We start from the raw sequence: 17612 nt of genomic DNA, 5'->3' as shown, positions 1-17612 counted from the left end.
GCCGGGGTGGCGGTTGCCCCTTACCCGGCCTACAGTCCCCTCTCACAGGCTCATACCTCGTAGGCCCGGCAAGCGCAGCCCCACCGGGCGATGACAGCAGGCACGGAGCCGCTTTTATGCCGGGTGGCGGCTGCGCCTTACCCGGCCTACGGGGTCCTCTCACTGGCTCATACCTCGTAGGCCCGGTAAGCGCCTCGCCACCGGGCGATGACAGCAGGCACAGAGCCGATTTTGTGCCGGGTGGCGGCTGCGCCTTACCCGGCCTACAGGGTCCTCTCCCAGGCCTACACCTCGTCGCCCCGGCAAGCGCCGCGCCGCCGGGGAGATCTAATTTACTGCTCAGTGACAACCTGCAGCGCAGTTTTACGCACCCGCGCGTACCACACCACCGTCAGCAGCCCGAGCCAGACCAGGCCGGCGATCAGCGCCATCCGCGTCTCGGCAAACATCCCCAGCACAGCGATGACCAGCCCCATAAACAGCAGCGTTAACAGCGGCGCCACCGGCCAGAACGGAACGGGGAAGGCAATCTGGCTGCACTCTTCGGCAGACAAACTACGGCGCATGGCGAAATGGGACAGCAGGATCATCAGCCATACCCACACCGTGGCGAATGCCGCCAGCGAAGCAATCAGCACAAATACCTGCTCGGGGATCAGATAGTTCAGCACCACCGCCGCCAGCAGCGCGCCGCCCATGACCACCACCGTCATCCAGGGTACGCCGTTGCTGGCGATGCGCTGGAAGCTTTTCGGCGCCAGCCCCTCCTTCGACATGCCGTACATCATGCGTCCGGCGCCGAAGATATCGCTGTTAATCGCCGAGATGCTGGCGCTGATCACGATGATGTTAAGGATTGTCGCCGCCGCCGGGATCCCCAGACCGTCGAAAATCAGCACAAACGGACTCCCCTGCTCGCCAAAGCTGTTCCACGGGAAAATCGCCATCAGCACCGCCAGGGTGCAGACGTAGAACAGGATAATGCGCAGCGGAATGGTATTGATGGCCTGCGGGATGACCTTCTTCGGATCCTTCGCTTCCGCGGCGGTGACGCCGATAATCTCCACCCCGCCGAAGGCGAACATCACGATGCCAAGCGAAGCGATAACGCCCTGCCAGCCGTTAGGGGCAAAGCCGCCGTGGCTCCAGAGATTTTCCAGCCCGGTGGCCGGGAAGCTATGGCCGAAACCAAAGAAGATGATCCCCGCTCCCGCCAGCATCATGGCGATAATCGCCACCACCTTCACCAGCGACAGCCAGAACTCCATCTCGCCGAACACCCGCACGTTGCACAGGTTCATGGCGCCGATAAAGAAGATGATGCTGAGGATCCAGATCCAGCGCGGGACATCGGGATACCACAATCCCATATAGATGCCGAAGGCGGTCACGTCGGCCAGGGCGACGATCACCATTTCAAAAGTGTAGGTCCAGCCGGTAATAAACCCGGCCAGCGGGCCGAGATACTGGCGGGCATAGCTGCCGAAGGAGCCGGAAACTGGGTTGCGCACCGCCATCTCGCCCAGCGCGCGCATGACGATAAACACCGCCGCGCCGCCAATCAAATAGGCCAGCAGCACCGCCGGGCCCGCCGCCTTGATGGCGGAAGCCGAGCCATAGAACAGCCCGGTGCCGATCGCGGAGCCGAGCGCAATAAATCGAATGTGTCGGGCATTGAGCCCGCGCAGCAGATGTGGCTTGTGTTGTTGTTGCATATACAGGTGTCCTGGTTTTTTTATTTGACGACAAATATGCGATGTAGGGCGGTCGGGGGAATGATTTCCCCCGACGCGGGTACAGAGAACAACGGTGATTAGTGCAGGCCTGGCAGTACGGCAGGCAGCAGACGCGTCAGGTGACGGGCCGCCAGGAGCGCAATGGCATTATCGATATCCGGGGCGAAGTAGCGATCCTGCGTATAGTGAGGGACGCGTTCGCGCAGCAGATGGCGCGCCTCTTCCAGCAGCGGGCTGGTGGTCAGCCCTTCGCGCATATCCAGCCCCTGCGCCGCCGCCAGCCACTCGACGGCCAGTACGCCGCGGGTGTTCTCGGCCATCGCCCACAGGCGGCGACCGGCCGCCGGCGCCATCGAGACGTGATCTTCCTGGTTGGCGGAGGTCGGCAGGCTGTCGACGCTGTGCGGGTGCGACAGCGCTTTGTTTTCACTGGCCAGCGCCGCCGCCGTGACCTGGGCAATCATAAACCCGGAGTTCACCCCGCCGTTTTTGACGAGGAACGGCGGCAGCTGCGACATATGGCTGTCCATCATCAACGCGATGCGACGCTCGGAGAGCGAGCCGATTTCGGCAATCGCCAGCGCGATATTATCCGCCGCCATCGCCACCGGCTCGGCGTGGAAGTTACCGCCGGAGATCACGTCATTCCCGGCGGCGAAGACCAGCGGGTTATCGGACACCGCGTTGGCTTCGGCCAGCAGCACCTCAGCCGCCTGGCGGATCTGGGTCAGGCAGGCGCCCATCACCTGCGGCTGACAGCGCAGGGAGTACGGGTCCTGCACCTTGCTGCAGTTATGGTGCGACAGCGAGATCGCGCTGTCGTCGGTCAGCAGATGGCGATACAGCGCCGCCGCGTCAATCTGCCCGCGCTGGCCGCGCACTTCATGGATGCGCGCATCAAACGGACGACGGGAGCCCAGCGCCGCTTCGGTGGTTAACGCCCCGCAGACGACCGCGGAGGCGAACAAATCTTCGGCTTCGAACAGACCGCGCAGGGCAAAAGCGGTCGACGCCTGGGTGCCGTTGAGCAGCGCCAGCCCCTCTTTCGCCGCCAGGGTAATCGGCTCCAGCCCCGCCTGACGCAGCGCTTCGGTGGCCGGCAGCCAATCGCCGCCGCGTACCCGCGCTTTACCTTCGCCAAGCAGGGTCAGCGACATATGGGCCAGCGGCGCGAGGTCGCCGGAGGCGCCGACGGAGCCTTTCGCCGGGATCCACGGCGTCACGCCGGCATTCACCAGGCCAATCAGCGCCTGGATCACGCTCAGGCGGATCCCGGAGAATCCGCGGGACAGACTGTTAATCTTCAGCACCATAATCAGGCGCGCCAGGTCATCGTCCAGCGGCTCGCCTACGCCCGCCGCATGGGACAGCACCAGCGAACGCTGCAGGTTCTCCAGATCTTCCGTCGAGATACGGGTCTGCGCCAGCAGGCCAAAACCGGTGTTGATGCCGTAGGCGGTCCGCCCTTCGGCAAGGATAGCGTTGACGCAGGCCACGCTCTCGTCAATGGCGGCAAACGCGCCGCTGTCGAGGGTAATATTCACCGGGTGGCTGTAGATGTCGCGGAGCTGCGACAGGCTGAGTTGACCCGGGATTAGAGTTAAAGATTTCATTTCGCGTTCCCCTGCGTTGCCGCCACCATCGGAAGATTCAGACCCTGTTCTGCCGCGCATTCAATGGCAATCTCGTAACCCGCGTCGGCATGACGCATCACGCCGGTGGCCGGGTCGTTGTGCAGGACGCGGGCGATACGCGCTGCCGCTTCATCGGTGCCATCGCAGACGATAACCATCCCGGAGTGTTGCGAGAAGCCCATGCCTACCCCGCCGCCGTGGTGCAGCGACACCCAGGTCGCGCCGCTGGCGGTGTTGAGCAGCGCATTCAGCAGCGGCCAGTCAGAGACCGCGTCAGAGCCGTCGCGCATCGCTTCGGTTTCGCGGTTCGGGCTGGCGACGGAGCCGGAGTCAAGATGATCGCGGCCAATCACGATCGGCGCGGAGACTTCGCCGCTGCGCACCATTTCGTTAAACGCCAGGCCCAGCTTCTGCCGCCATTCCAGACCGACCCAGCAGATACGCGCCGGCAGTCCCTGGAAGCTGATGCGCTCGCGCGCCATATCCAGCCAATGGTGCAGATGCTTATCATCCTTGATGATCTCTTTCACTTTCGCGTCAGTCTTGTAGATATCCTGCGGATCGCCGGAGAGCGCCACCCAGCGGAACGGACCGATACCACGGCAGAACAGCGGGCGGATATAGGCCGGCACGAAGCCCGGGAAATCGAAGGCGTTGCTGACGCCCACTTCCTGAGCCATCTGGCGAATGTTGTTACCGTAGTCGAAAGTCGGCACCCCCATCTCATGGAAGGCCAGCATCGCCTGCACGTGGTCGGCCATCGAGCGTTTCGCCGCCAGAATGGTGCCCTGCGGATCGGATTCAGCTTTCTGCTGATACGCTTCCCAGCTCCAGCCTTTCGGCAGATAGCCGTGCAGCGGGTCGTGGGCGCTGGTCTGGTCGGTGACCATATCCGGGCGCACGCCGCGTTTCACCAGCTCCGGCACGATCTCCGCGGCGTTGCCGCACAGCGCGATGGAGATAGCCCGGCCTTCGGCGGTGTATTTCTTGATACGCGCCAGGGCGTCATCCAGAGAAGTGGCTTGTTCGTCCACGTAGCGGGTGCGCAGACGGAAATCGATGCGGCTCTGCTGGCATTCAATATTCAGCGAGCAGGCGCCGGCCAGCGTCGCGGCCAGCGGCTGCGCGCCGCCCATGCCGCCCAGCCCGGCGGTTAGCACCCAGCGGCCTTTCAGGCTGCCCTGATAGTGCTGGCGACCGGCTTCGACGAAGGTTTCGTAGGTGCCCTGGACGATGCCCTGGCTGCCAATGTAGATCCAGCTGCCGGCGGTCATCTGGCCGTACATCGCCAGCCCTTTGGCATCCAGCTCGTTAAAGTGTTCCCAGGTCGCCCAGTGCGGAACCAGGTTGGAGTTAGCGATCAGCACGCGCGGCGAGTGTTCATGGGTTTTGAAAACGCCCACTGGCTTGCCGGACTGGACCAGCAGGGTCTCGTCGCTTTCCAGGTTCTTCAGCGCCTTCACGATAGCGTCATAGCATTCCCAGTTGCGCGCTGCGCGACCAATACCGCCATAGACCACCAGTTCGTGCGGGTTTTCGGCGACATCGGGATCGAGGTTATTCATTAACATACGCAGCGGGGCTTCGGTCAACCAGCTCTTCGCGGTCAGCGTCGTGCCTCTTGGCGCACGGACGTCCAGCTGGCGATATTTGCTTTGCGACATCGGGGTTTCTCCTGACAATGAACGTTGTTTACGTAGATACATATACTTGTCTATACAAGCATGCGCAAGCCAGGATTTAACAAAAATGATACAATTTTGTTATATTGCGTCAGCAATCACGTTTTGCTGACGCCAGCGTGGATCAGGAGCCAAAGCGGCCCTGCAGACGATAGCGGCTACCGGGGAACAGCAGGCGCGCGTGGGAGACGATGTGGGTTGTCGACCAGGTGCGGCGGCGGATCAGCAGGCAGGGATCGTGGGCGTGAATATGCAGCAGCGCGCACTCTTCCGCCGTGGCCTGCACCGCTTCAACAATATGTTCACCTTCTGTTAACGGGGCGATCAGCGACAGATAATCATGGGGCGTGGTGGCGGTATAATCCTGCTGGAGATAGTCCGGCACCACCGCGGCATTGACGCAGCGATCTTCGATTTGCACCGGCACCTCGTTTTCGTAATGCACCATCAGCGAGTGAAAGATGCGGGTGCCTTCCGCTACGCTGAGCGCCGCCGCCTGAATATGATCCGCCCGGGTCTCCTCCAGCAGCAGCACCTCGCAGCGGTGCTGATGGTGACGGGCAATAATTTCTTCGGCAATGCTGCGCACCTCAAACAGCGCCGACTGCCCTTTCGGCTCGGCGACAAAGGTCCCCACCCCTTGCAACCTGACCAGCAGGCCTTCATCCGTTAGCTCGCGCAGCGCGCGGTTGATGGTCATCCGGCTGAAGCCGAACTGGGCCACCAGCTCCGCTTCGGAAGGGATACGGTCATGCGGTCGCCAGACGCCGCTGTGAATTTTTTCACCGATAGCCTGCTTCACCTTCTCATAAAAAGGCGCGGGCGCGGAACGGGATTGCTGTGAAAACATAGCCTGGCTTTCCTTTTGCAAAATGGGCGGCGAAACACCCAGAATATACCGGAATGGCTACTGCCACCAATGGACGATTTGCCATGCCAGACGGGCGGCCGCGCGGGCGCCCTGACCGTCAATGTCAAACTGCGGGTTGAACTCCACCAGATCCACCGCCTGCAGCTTACCGCTGCGGCACAGCGGCTCAACGATGCGCAGCAGGGTCGCCAGCGGCACGCCCAGCGCCGCCGGGGCCGACACCGCCGGCATTTCCCGCGCCGGGAGCACGTCGAGATCGATGGTCAGATACAGACGATCGTACTGCGCGATGTTGCGCTCAAGCTCCGCCAGCACCCGGGTTTCGAAGGCCTCCAGCACCTGGAGATCCTCCACGATAGCCACCTCGCGTCGCGCCGCTTCCTCCCAGAGCGCCTGGGTGTTGGCCGCCCGACTGACGCCGATGCAGGTATAGTGAAAAGCGCGCTGCTGCGCGTCACACTCCAGCGCCAGCTGGCGAAACGGCGTCCCGGAGCTGGCGCGCTCGGCAATGCGCAGATCAAGATGCGCATCGAGATTAATAATGCCCACTTTTTCGCCCGGGAAGGCATCCAGTACCCCCGCGCCATGACCGAAGGCGGTCTCGTGGCCGCCGCCCAGAACCAGCGTGCGTTTCCCGGCGCGCTGGCAGGCGGTCACCGCCTCGCGCAGCGCCTGATGTGCGGCTTCCAGCTGTTCGCCATCGACGCTAATCGTGCCCATATCCACGCAGCGGTCGTGGCCCTGATGGCTGGCCATATTGGCCAGCGCCCGGCGTAGGGTCGCCGGGCCGTCAGCCGCTCCGGTACGCCCTTTGTTGCGCCGGACGCCTTCGTCACAGGCGAAGCCAAGCAGCGCGATATCGCCGGGCAGCGCCTGCGGCGCGAAGCGTTCCGCGCGGGGGATGGTCTGAAACAGGCGCAGCGCATTCGGCGCTTCCGCACTATCATCGCGCCCCTGCCAAAGGTTGGCGGGCGTAGCTTGCCACAGCATCATTGCCATTCTCCTTGTACCACGCGTCCCCAGAGCGGACTGCGCCCCGGCTCATACACCATCTCGACCGGATGCTCGGCATCCCAGATGGCAAAGTTCGCTACAAAGCCCGCCGCCAGCTGACCGTGGCTGTTCTGCCGCCCCAGCGCCCGCGCGGCATGGCGCGTCACGCCGGCCCACGCCTCCTCCGGCGTTAAACCAAACTTGACGCAGGCCATATTCATCGCCAGATGCAGGCTGGCGAAGGGGCTGGTGCCGGGGTTGAAATCGGTCGCCACCGCCATCGGCACCTGGTACTTGCGCAGCAGTTCCACCGGCGGTTTGCGGGTTTCATTGAGGAAGTAAAACGCGCCGGGCAGCAGGGCCGCCACGGTGCCGCTTTCGCGCATCGCCGCCACCCCCTCTTCCGTCAGATATTCAATATGGTCGGCGGACAGTCCGTGATAACGGCTCACCAGCTGGGCGCCGCCCAGCGAGGAGAGCTGTTCAACGTGACCTTTAACCGGAATGCCCAACGCCTGCGCCGCCTGAAACACCCGCTCGGTTTGCTGCGGGCTGAAGCCGACGTTTTCGCAGAAGACGTCAACGCTTTCAAACAGTCCCTCCCGCCACAGCGTCGGCAGGATAGTGTCGCAGACCAGCGTAATATAGCCGTCGGCATCGCCTTGATATTCCGGCGGCGTGGCGTGGGCGGAGAGCAGCGTCGCCGAGAGTTCCACCGCGTTATCGCGCGCCAGCTGGCGGGCGACCCGCAGCATTTTGCGTTCGTTTTGCAGATCGAGACCGTAGCCGGATTTGATCTCCAGGGTGGTCACCCCTTCACGCAGCAGGCGGGCCAGACGCGGCTGCGCCAGCGCCAGTAATTCGGCTTCGCTGCTGTCGCGGGTGGCGCGCACGGTGGCATTAATCCCCCCGCCGCTGGCGCTGATGGTCTGATAGGAGACGCCGTTCAGCCGCTGCTCCCACTCCTGCGCCCGGCTGCCGCCGAAGATCAGGTGGGTATGGCAGTCGATTAATCCCGGCGTGACCAGCCGGCCTTCGAGATCGATCCTGCGCCCGCTGGGGAGGTCATTTTCGGGGACGATCGCCGCAATGCGACCGTCGCGCACCAGCAGCGCGTGGCGCTCCAGCAGACCGTACGGTTGGGAAGCATCAGGGTTCAGGGTGGCGAGACGGGCGTTTCGCCAGATAACGCGTTCGGAGGTGGCTTCAGTCATAGCGTTCAACTTGTCATGGGTTGTATAGACATTTATTTTCATAACGCCGGGAATGTCAACAAAAGCGCGAGTAAATGTTATTTATTTGTGACTGGAGACCGTCCGGCGACGCGGCGTATTGCGTAAAGAAGGTAAGTTTTTCAGCCCACGTCTTCCCGTTTCGTTCAAGTTAGTATAAAACAGCAGGTTTTAAAGGACTTATACCCTGGCGTCTCAGCCGGGGTATTTCACTACGCTTAATTTTGCCCGGAGCAACATGAACACATATTCCGTTTCCCGTCTGGCGCTGGCGCTGGCCTTCGGCGTGACGCTGTCCGCCTGTAGCTCGACGCCTGCCGATCAACAGCCCTCAACGCAGACAGCACCGGGCACCAGCGCGCGTCCCATTCTGAACGCCGATGAAGCGAAAAACTTTACCCAGGCGGCCTATTTCCAGTCGCTGACCCCCAATGCCGCGGCCTGGACGCCGTCCGCCATCAGCCTGCCGGCGCAGCCTGACTTTATCGTCGGCCCGGCGGGAACCCAGGGCGTGACGCATACCACCATCCAGGCGGCGGTGGATGCGGCGATTGCCCGCCACTCTAACCGTCGTCTGTTTATCGCCATCATGCCGGGCGAATACCCGGGCACCGTCTACGTTCCGGCGGCGCCGGGCGCCCTGACCCTGTATGGTACCGGCGATAAACCGATCGACGTGAAGATCAGCGAAGCCATTGATTCCGAAATGGATCGCAACACCTGGCGTCGTCTGGTCAATCCGGGTGGCAAATACATGCCGGGCAAACCAGCGTGGTATATGTTCGACAGCTGCCAGAGCAAATCCACCGCCACCGTCGGCGTGATGTGCTCCGCGGTCTTCTGGTCGCAGAATAACGGCCTGCAGCTGCAGAACCTGACCATCGCCAACAACCTGGGCGACAGCGTCGATGCCGGCACCCACCAGGCCGTTGCCCTGCGCAGCGATGGTGACCAGGTGCAGATTGATAAAGTGAACATTCTTGGCCGCCAGAACACCTTCTTCGTGACCAACAGCGGCGTGCAGAACCGTCTGCAGAACAACCGTCAGACCCGCACCCTGGTGACGAACAGCTATATTGAAGGCGACGTGGATATCGTTTCTGGCCGCGGCGCCGTGGTGTTTGATAACACCGACTTCCGCGTGGTGAACTCGCGTACTCAGAAAGAAGCCTACGTCTTCGCGCCGGCCACCCTGAAGAGCGTGACCTACGGCTTCCTGGCGACCAACAGCCGCTTCACCGCCTCCGGGGATAACGTCGCGCAGCTCGGCCGCGCGCTGGACGTTGACGGCAACAGCAACGGCCAGGTCGTGATCCGCGACAGCGCCATCAATGAAGGCTTTAACATCGCCCAGCCGTGGGCGGCGGCGGTAGGCTCCGGCCGTCCGTTCAGCGGCAATACCGGCAGCGCGGATGACAAAGGCAATCTGCAGCGCAACCTCAACGACAACGGCTTCAACCGTATGTGGGAATATAACAACCGCGGCGTGGGAAGCAGCGTGGTCGCCGAGCCGAAACAATAAATCGCGATACCGGCACAGCACAATAAAAAGAGGGGGCGATGCCCCCTCTTTCCTTTTTCGTTCAACGCTTCACGCCGTCAGGCGGTTCGCCATTTGCGGGTCAGCGGTTTTTCCAGCTCCACAATCAGGAACATGGCGAAGCCGATGATAAAGGTGATCACCCAGTAGCGGAACGGCAGCCCGGTGGTGCCGAACAGCATCTGCATAAACGGCGCATAGATAATCAGCAGCTGCAGCACCAGCAGCACGCCGCTGACGATCCAGATCCCTTTGTTAGCCAGCAGACCTTTGGTCAACGAGAAACCATCCGACACGCGGCAGTTCAGCATATAGAACCACTGGGCGGTGACCAGAGTCTGCAACAGCACGGTACGGATAAACTCCGGCGAATAGCCGCGCGGCTGCAGCCAGGCTTCGAGAATAAAAGCGCTGACCGCAATCATCGACCCCACAAACGCCACGCGCCAGATGGCAAAGCCGTCCATCACGTGCAGTTTCGGGTCGCGCGGCGGCCGCCGCATAATATTTTTCTCACCGGCTTCAAACGCCAGACCAAACGACAGCGTGGCGGAGGTGGCCATGTTCATCCACAGGATCAGCACCGGCGTCAGCGGCAGTACGTTGCCCGCCAGCAGCGCGATCACGATCAGTAACCCCTGCGCAAGGTTGGTCGGCATGACAAAAAGAATGGTTTTTTTCAGGTTGTCATACACCCGGCGCCCCTCGCGGACCGCGCTGGCGATGGTGGCGAAGTTGTCATCGGTCAGCACCATATCGGCGGCTTCCTTGGTCACCTCGGTCCCCTTGATCCCCATCGCCACGCCGACGTCAGCCTGCTTCAGCGCCGGGGCATCGTTCACCCCGTCTCCGGTCATGCCGACAATCTCTTTCTTGCTCTGCAGAGCCTGCACCAGACGGAACTTATCTTCCGGGCTGGTGCGGGCGAAGATATCGTACTGCTGCGCGGCCACGCTCAGCTGCGCGTCGTCCATCACCTCCAGCTCGCGCCCGGTAATGGCGTTCCCCGCATTGCCAATCCCCAGCATTTTGCCGATGCTCATCGCCGTTTGCGGGTGGTCGCCGGTGATCATCTTCACGCGGATCCCGGCCTGCAGGCAGTCGGCAATCGCCGTGATCGCTTCCGGACGCGGCGGATCCATCATCCCGGCAACCCCTAATAAAATGACCCCCTGCTGTAGATCCTGATGGGTCAGCTCGGTCTGGCCTGCGGCAGCCGGCTTCCAGGCCGCGGCCACCATTCGCAGCCCCTCCCGGGCGTACTCTTCAATTTTACTTTCCCAGTACGGGAGATCCAGCGGCTGCAACCCGCTGTCGCTCTGCTGATACTGGCACAGGCGGAACAGAACATCCGGCGCGCCGGTGACCAGCACCACCTCCTCTTCGCCCAGCCGGTAAAGCGTCGACATGTATTTATATTGCGAATCAAAAGGAATTTTACTGCGCAGCTCGCTGGGCTGCGGCGACAGGGTTATCTTCGCCGCCAGCACCTTCAATGCCCCCTCGGTGGGGCCGCCGGTGATTTTCCACAGCCCGCTTTCCTCTTTGATAAGCTGGCTGTCGTTACACAGATCGATGGTGCGCAGATAGCGTTCAAGAAGCGATCCTGGAGCCACCGCAACCGGCGACGGGTCGTCGATAGCATGGATTTTACCGACCGGCTCATAGCTGTCCCCTTCCACCCGATAGACGCTGTCCGCGGTGATCACCGCCTTCACCGTCATTTCGTTCATGGTCAGGGTCCCGGTTTTATCCGAACAGATAACGGTCATCGCGCCGAGGGTTTCTACCGTCGGCAGCTTGCGAATAATCGCTTTCTGGCGGGCCATCGCCTGCACGCCGAGCGACAGAATAATCGAGATAATCGCCGGCAACCCTTCCGGGACCGACGCCACCGCGAGGCTAATCAACGACAGCATCAGTTCGGAGACCGGCATATCACGGAACAGCAGGCTAAAGACGAACAGCGCCGCCATCATCACCAGAATCAGGATGAAGATGGCTTTGCCCAGCTTGTCCATCTGCACCAGCAGCGGCGTGCGGTGCTTCTCAATGCCCGCCATCATTTGGTTGATGTGGCCCAGCTCGGTATCGCCGCCGGTGGCCACCACGATCCCTTTCCCCGCCCCTGAGCTGACGGTGGTCCCGGAAAACAACAGGTTGCTGCGATCGCCAAGCGGTAAATCGCCGCTTAGCGGCTCGGTGGTTTTTTCCACCACCGTCGACTCGCCGGTGAGGATCGCCTCTTCCACCCGCAGGTTGTGCGCCTCAATCACCCGTAAATCGGCGGGGATACGGTCGCCGGCGCGGATCACCACGATATCGCCGGGTACCAGCGAGGTGGTGGGGATGGTTTCATGGTTGCCCTGTCGGATCACCACCGCCTCGCTGGACAGCATATTGCGGATACTCTGCAGGGATTTTTCCGCATTACTCTCCTGAATGAAGCCGATCAGCGCATTGACCACCGCCACCGCGAGGATCACTGACATGTCGATCCAGTGGCCCATTACCGCCTTCAGCAGCGCCGCCGCCAGCAGGACGTAGATCAGCACATCGTTAAAATGCACAATAAAACGCAGCCAGGCGGGTTTACCCGGCTTCTGCGGCAGGGCGTTTTCGCCATACTGCTGCAGGCGCGTGGCCGCCTCTGTTCCGCTAATCCCGTCCGGCGAACTCTGTACGCTGGCGAGCGTCTCCTCGACGGAGCGCTGATAATAGGGCGCCCCCGGTTTATCTGTATTCATACTCTCTCCCTCGATTTCTGAAGCGGAAGTCAGGACGACATCCCGCCGTCATCAGCGCACAACGAAAACCGGTACATGGGCATAGCGCACGATATTGGCCGCTTCCGAGCCCAGCAGGTGAGTCTGAATCCCCGGATTGCGCGAACCGACAATCACCATGTCCGCTTGTAGCTCATCGGCCAGAGCAATCACTTGATCGCGAACATTGCCACTGCGCACATAAAGATGGCTGGCGTCTTCCGCAAGGCCATTTTTTTTGACCAGCTCAGTCAGTTTTTCCTTAGCGGTATTAATCAAATGGTCTTCCATCTTTCGCGCATCAGAGATAAATCCGCGCGTTAATACCGGAGAGAATGCCGGAATGACATGGATAAGATGAATTTGCCCGGAAGAATGCTGGGCGAGGAATTTCGCATGAGAAAGGGCTTTGTCGGCCAGGCCTGCATCAAACACGTCAACGGGAACAACGATATTTTTATACATGAGATAATCCTTTTATTACCAATACAATGCGTAGTGATGAATAACCCCATACTTGGGGAGGAACGAAATCTCAACAACAGAAGCGGCGAGCGGAATAGATGTTATTAAACGTAGCACAGGAAAATTAACATTAGAAAATGACGGATTAATAGACTGAAAAATATTATAAAAACCATATATTCCCTGCAGATCTCCTGCGTTTTCCCCAACAGTGCCGCTGCCGCTCGCGGTACGCTCTTTTTTAACACTTCACCTTTTCTCCGACTATGCTGATTACAAGCAGGAGTGCCGCTCCGAATGTCCGGTGGTCACCGTGGGGGCCGAATTAAATGACATTCGCGGTTCGGGTGGGAGTAAAGGGAGAAAATCATGTTTGGTTATAGCCTGTTACGTCTGGGATTATTTGTCGCGCTGGCCATTGTCGCCTGCACGCTGGTGGGACTATTCACCTATCTGGTTGTCGCCGCCCTCGCCGAATAAGCGTGCGCCGCGTAATAAAAATGTAAAATAAATCCTGAATCTGAGGGGAATACTGTGAACCGTTATTTTTCTCTCATCCCGGTTGTTATTTTATTTACAACCGCTTGCGATCAGAAATCGCCGTCCGTCGAGTCCGCCCCGCGCATGGTCAAGGTGGCGCAGGTGACCGCCGTGGGCAATACCCAGCAGCGAACGTTTCCGGCACGTATCGAGTCTGGCGACTCCACCGAGCTGTCGTTTAAGCGGGGGGGCCAGGTGGAATCGCTGGATATTCGCCAGGGGGCGACCATCGCCCAGGGGCAAACGCTGGCGCGCCTGAATGCCCGCGAGGCCCAACAGCGGGTCAATGAACGACAAACGGCGGCTACGCTCGCCCAGCGTCAGTTTGATCGCTTCCAGACCCTGGCGGGACGTCAGGCGATTTCCCAGGCGGAGATGGACGTGCAGCGCGCCAATCGCGATGCCGCCAACGCGGCCTTAAAAATCGCCCGTGAAGAGCTGGCGCAAATGAGCCTCACCGCGCCCTTCGGCGGGATTGCCGCCGGCGTGCATATCCGCAACCATCAGGTGGTCGCCGCCGGCCAGCCGGTGATCACCCTGACGCGTACCGACCTGCTGGATGTGGTCTTCAGCATTCCCGAAAATCTGTTCACCTCCCTGGATATCCGCAATACCGCCTACCGCCCCGTCGTCAGGATCAATACCCTGCCGGGCCGCGAATTTACGGCGGAATACAAAGAGCATACCGGCAGCAGCGACAACAGCACCCTTACCTGGCAGATCATTTTAACCATGCCGCGGCCGGATGATTTTCCCACCGTCGGCGGGGTCAGCGGCACCGTGACGGTCAATCTCGGCAATTTACCGGCCAGCGCCGGAAGGGAAACGCTCATGGTGCCGGTAGAGGCGGTGTTTAACCCGGATAACCGGCCGAAGAATGAACCGGTCGTCTGGGTGGTGAAAGGCGACAACGCGCATCGGTTTCTTGAGGAGCGCAAGGTCACGGTCGGCGAGGTGACCTCGCAGGGAGTGGCCATCACCGACGGTCTCCGCGCGGGTGAAGAGGTGGTCGCGGCGGGCGTGAGCGAGCTGCATGCCGGGCAGCCGGTGCGGATCTGGACGCGTGAACGAGGATTATAAATGGACATTTCCCGTCAGTTTATTAATAACCCGACCCGCGTCTGGTTAGCCATTCTGCTGCTGGGGGTGGGTGGTCTGTTCGCCCTACTCAATATCGGCCGTCTGGAAGATCCTGCCTTCACCATCAAAACGGCGGTGATCGTGACCCACTACCCGGGCGCGTCCGCTCAACAGGTGGAGGAGGAGGTGACCCTGCCGCTGGAAAACGCGATTCAGCAGCTTCCCTCACTGGATAACGTCAGCTCCATCTCCTCAAATGGCTTATCGCAAATTACGGTGAATATCGCTTCGCAGTACCATTCCAGCGAGCTGCCGCAAATCTGGGATGAGCTACGTCGCCGCGTCGGTGACGCCAGCCGACTTTTCCCCCCTGGCGTAGTGACCCCCTTCGTCAACGATGACTTTGGCGATGTGTTTGGCTTTTTCTTCGCTATCTCGGGCGACAGTTTTACCAACCCCGAGCTGGTGCGCTATGCCGAACAGCTGCGTCGGGAGCTGGTGCTGGTTCCTGGGGTCGGTAAAGTTGCTATCGGCGGCGTCATTCCGCAACAGATCAATGTTGATATCTCGCTGGCGAAAATGGCGGCGCGCGGGATCACGCTCAACCAGCTCGCCGCTATCCTGACCCGGCTCAACGTGGTGTCCAGCGCCGGAGAGATCCGCGTTGGCAGCGAATCGATCCGCCTACACCCCACCGGGGAGTTTCAGAGCATCGATGAACTGGGGGATCTGCTGGTCAGCCCTCACGGCGCCAGCGCCACCACTCGACTGCGGGATATTGCCACGCTGTCGCGCGGGCTGACTGACTCGCCGTCCAGTATTTATCATGCCAACGGCCGCCAGGCGGTGACCATGGGGGTCTCTTTTATTCCTGGCGTCAACGTCATTGACGTCGGGCACGCCCTTGAAGCCCGCCTCCAGCAGATGGCCGCCGACAAACCGGCGGGTATCGACATCGCCATTTTTTACGATCAGGCGGCTGAGGTCGCCCACTCGGTCAATGGCTTTATTACCAACTTCCTGATGGCCCTGGCGATCGTGGTCGGCGTGCTGCTGGTGTTCATGGGAGTACGCAGCGGGATCATTATCGCCCTGTCGCTGGCGCTCAACGTCCTCGGCACCCTGCTTATCATGTTTGTCTGGGGGATCGAGTTACAGCGGATCTCCCTCGGGGCGCTAATCATCGCCCTGAGTATGCTGGTGGATAATGCCATTGTCATTGTCGAAGGGGTGCTGATCGCCCGCCAGCAAGGATCGCCGCTGCTGGGCGCCATTAACTATGTGATCCGCCGCTCCGCCCTGCCGCTGCTCGGCGCCACGGTCATCGCCATCCTCGCCTTCGCGCCGATTGGCCTCTCGCAGGACTCCACCGGAGAGTATTGCAAATCCCTGTTCCAGGTGCTGCTGATCTCCCTGATGCTCAGCTGGTTCTCCGCCCTGACCATCACTCCGGTGCTCATTAAGTGGTGGTTGTTTAAACACGCCCCGCCGGCCGCCGCGCCGGAGGAGAAAGCCGATCCCTACCGCGGCCGCTTTTACCGTGGCTATCAGCAGACGCTGCGAATACTGCTGCAGCAAAAGACCCTGACCCTGGTGCTGATGGGCGCCCTGCTGGCCGCGGCGATCTGGGGCTTCACCTTCGTGCGGCAGAATTTCTTTCCGTCATCGAATACGCCCATTTTCTTTGTCGACCTGTGGCTGCCCTACGGTACCGATATTAACGCCACCGAGCAGATGACCCGCGATATTGAGCGGTCGATCGCCGGCCAGCCGGGGGTGGTCACCACCGTCGCCACCATTGGCCAGGGCAGTATGCGTTTTATTCTTACCTACAGCGGTCAGCGGCAGTACAGCAACTACGCGCAGATTATGGTGCGGATGGACGACCAGCGCGGCATCGCCCCCGTCACCCGCCACGTCGAAACCTGGATCGCCAGAAACTACCCGCAGGTGAACGCCAGCACCAAACGCATTATGTTCGGCCCCTCCGGGGATAGCGCGATTGAAGTGCGCATTAAGGGCCCTGACCCGGATACGCTGCGCGCGCTGGCCAGTCAGGTGAGCGATATTCTCGCTGAGGATCCGGCGACCGACAGCGTGCGTAACGACTGGCAGAACCGCAGCAAGGTGATCCGCCCGCAGTACTCCCTAGCGCTGGGGCGCGAACTGGGGGTGGATAAACAGGACATTGATAACGCGCTGGAGATGAATTTCTCCGGCAGTCGCGCCGGGTTATATCGCGAGGGCGCCGATCTGCTGCCAGTGATCGTCCGGCCGCCGGCAGCGGAGCGACAGGATGCCAACCATCTGCATAACGTGCTGGTCTGGAGCCAGAGCCGCCAGCAGTATATCCCGTTGAGTAACGTCATCCATGGTTTCTCCCTGGAGTGGGAAGATCCCTTGATTCTCCGCCGGGATCGCACCCGGGTGCTGACGGTCCAGACCGATCCCAGCCCGCAAAGCGGCCAAACCTCGGGTGATATTCTCGCCCGGGTGAAACCGCGCATTGACGCATTGACGCTGCCGCATGGCTATCGCATCGAATGGGGCGGCGATGCCGAGAACTCCAGTGAAGCACAGCAAGGGCTGTTCACGACCCTGCCGCTTGGCTATCTGGTGATGTTTATCATTACGGTGCTGATGTTCAGTTCGCTGAAAAACGCTGTCGCCATCTGGCTGACCGTCCCGCTGGCGCTGATCGGCGTCACGCCCGGCTTTTTGCTGACCGGCATCCCCTTCGGCTTTATGGCCTTAATCGGCCTTCTCAGCCTCAGCGGCATGCTGATCCGCAACGGCATTGTGCTGGTGGAAGAGATAGAGCAACAAAAACAGGAGAAAGATCAACGACAAGCGATCATTGATGCGGCAACATCTCGTCTGCGGCCGATCCTGCTGACCGCCTTCACCACCGTGCTTGGCCTTGCCCCGCTGCTGCGCGATGTTTTTTTCCAGAGTATGGCAGTGGTGATTATGTTCGGTCTGGCCTTCGCCACCGTGCTAACGTTGCTGGTTCTGCCGGTGATTTACGCCTGCTTTCACCATAAGGATATGACGCCTCAACGATGAACAGTACC

General features: G+C 60.8%; 11 protein-coding genes. 3 read left to right on the top strand and 8 right to left on the bottom strand.

The features are described 5' to 3' along the window. Window positions 1-332 precede the first annotated feature (332 nt). The 6 genes from K5R89_RS23565 to hutI form a co-directional block, all read right to left on the bottom strand. The gene (locus tag K5R89_RS23565; RefSeq protein ID WP_101977958.1) at window positions 333-1715 is read right to left on the bottom strand and encodes an amino acid permease; all 1383 of its coding nucleotides are present in this window, start codon (window positions 1713-1715) and stop codon (window positions 333-335) included. Between the two features lie 98 nt (window positions 1716-1813). Further along, entirely contained in the window at window positions 1814-3349 is a 1536-nt protein-coding gene (gene hutH / locus K5R89_RS23560) for a histidine ammonia-lyase (protein WP_217259591.1), read from the bottom strand. After that, complete coding sequence (hutU, locus tag K5R89_RS27610; RefSeq protein ID WP_023288908.1) at window positions 3346-5034, bottom strand: urocanate hydratase; 1689 nt, start codon at window positions 5032-5034, stop codon at window positions 3346-3348. The genes hutH and hutU overlap by 4 nt, the downstream gene beginning before the upstream one ends. Window positions 5035-5176: 142 nt before the next feature. Then, a complete protein-coding gene (locus K5R89_RS23545; RefSeq protein ID WP_087826904.1) occupies window positions 5177-5902 on the bottom strand; it encodes a histidine utilization repressor in 726 nt (241 codons plus the stop codon). Between the two features lie 57 nt (window positions 5903-5959). Continuing rightward, window positions 5960-6916 carry a formimidoylglutamase gene (gene hutG / locus K5R89_RS23540; protein ID WP_072421279.1) on the bottom strand — a complete coding sequence of 319 codons (957 nt, stop codon included), beginning with the start codon at window positions 6914-6916 and terminating at the stop codon, window positions 5960-5962. Further along, on the bottom strand, window positions 6913-8172 hold the full coding sequence (hutI, locus tag K5R89_RS23535) for an imidazolonepropionase (protein ID WP_171005052.1): 1260 nt from the start codon (window positions 8170-8172) through the stop codon (window positions 6913-6915). Before hutI ends, hutG begins: the two co-directional genes overlap by 4 nt. A gap of 214 nt (window positions 8173-8386) precedes the next feature. On the opposite strand from hutI, the gene K5R89_RS23530 reads away from it, so the two are divergent. Then, window positions 8387-9670: a putative acyl-CoA thioester hydrolase gene (locus K5R89_RS23530; RefSeq protein WP_087826905.1), complete on the top strand. Its 1284-nt coding sequence runs from the start codon at window positions 8387-8389 to the stop codon at window positions 9668-9670. 77 nt (window positions 9671-9747) lie between these two features. Here K5R89_RS23530 and K5R89_RS23525 read toward each other — a convergent pair whose 3' ends face one another. Then, window positions 9748-12435, bottom strand: a complete 2688-nt coding sequence (locus tag K5R89_RS23525; protein ID WP_087826906.1) for a cation-transporting P-type ATPase — start codon at window positions 12433-12435, stop codon at window positions 9748-9750. Between the two features lie 51 nt (window positions 12436-12486). Next, window positions 12487-12918: a universal stress protein gene (locus tag K5R89_RS23520; protein ID WP_217259590.1), complete on the bottom strand. Its 432-nt coding sequence runs from the start codon at window positions 12916-12918 to the stop codon at window positions 12487-12489. 534 nt (window positions 12919-13452) lie between these two features. Here K5R89_RS23520 and K5R89_RS23515 point away from each other — a divergent pair. Beyond that, entirely contained in the window at window positions 13453-14538 is a 1086-nt protein-coding gene (locus K5R89_RS23515) for an efflux RND transporter periplasmic adaptor subunit (protein ID WP_023288901.1), read from the top strand. Then, on the top strand, window positions 14539-17604 hold the full coding sequence (locus K5R89_RS23510; RefSeq protein WP_072413654.1) for an efflux RND transporter permease subunit: 3066 nt from the start codon (window positions 14539-14541) through the stop codon (window positions 17602-17604). Window positions 17605-17612 lie beyond the last annotated feature (8 nt).

The sequence above is a fragment of the Klebsiella sp. TF21-TM genome, from assembly GCF_019753495.1.
Classification (GTDB): Bacteria; Pseudomonadota; Gammaproteobacteria; order Enterobacterales; family Enterobacteriaceae; genus Klebsiella; species Klebsiella quasipneumoniae.
Note: the sequence above shows the minus strand (reverse complement) of the source record. Positions and strands in the feature narration are given on the sequence as shown.

Excerpts from the sequence above, each read along its gene's own strand:
- hutI (WP_171005052.1), bottom strand. The coding sequence starts at position 8,172 with ATGAAAATAAATGTCTATACAACCCATGACAAGTTGAACGCTATGACT.
- K5R89_RS23530 (WP_087826905.1), top strand. The coding sequence starts at position 8,387 with ATGAACACATATTCCGTTTCCCGTCTGGCGCTGGCGCTGGCCTTCGGC.
- hutG (WP_072421279.1), bottom strand. The coding sequence starts at position 6,916 with ATGATGCTGTGGCAAGCTACGCCCGCCAACCTTTGGCAGGGGCGCGAT.
- K5R89_RS23545 (WP_087826904.1), bottom strand. The coding sequence starts at position 5,902 with ATGTTTTCACAGCAATCCCGTTCCGCGCCCGCGCCTTTTTATGAGAAG.
- K5R89_RS23525 (WP_087826906.1), bottom strand. The coding sequence starts at position 12,435 with ATGAATACAGATAAACCGGGGGCGCCCTATTATCAGCGCTCCGTCGAG.
- hutU (WP_023288908.1), bottom strand. The coding sequence starts at position 5,034 with ATGTCGCAAAGCAAATATCGCCAGCTGGACGTCCGTGCGCCAAGAGGC.
- K5R89_RS23565 (WP_101977958.1), bottom strand. The coding sequence starts at position 1,715 with ATGCAACAACAACACAAGCCACATCTGCTGCGCGGGCTCAATGCCCGA.
- K5R89_RS23510 (WP_072413654.1), top strand. The coding sequence starts at position 14,539 with ATGGACATTTCCCGTCAGTTTATTAATAACCCGACCCGCGTCTGGTTA.
- K5R89_RS23520 (WP_217259590.1), bottom strand. The coding sequence starts at position 12,918 with ATGTATAAAAATATCGTTGTTCCCGTTGACGTGTTTGATGCAGGCCTG.
- hutH (WP_217259591.1), bottom strand. The coding sequence starts at position 3,349 with ATGAAATCTTTAACTCTAATCCCGGGTCAACTCAGCCTGTCGCAGCTC.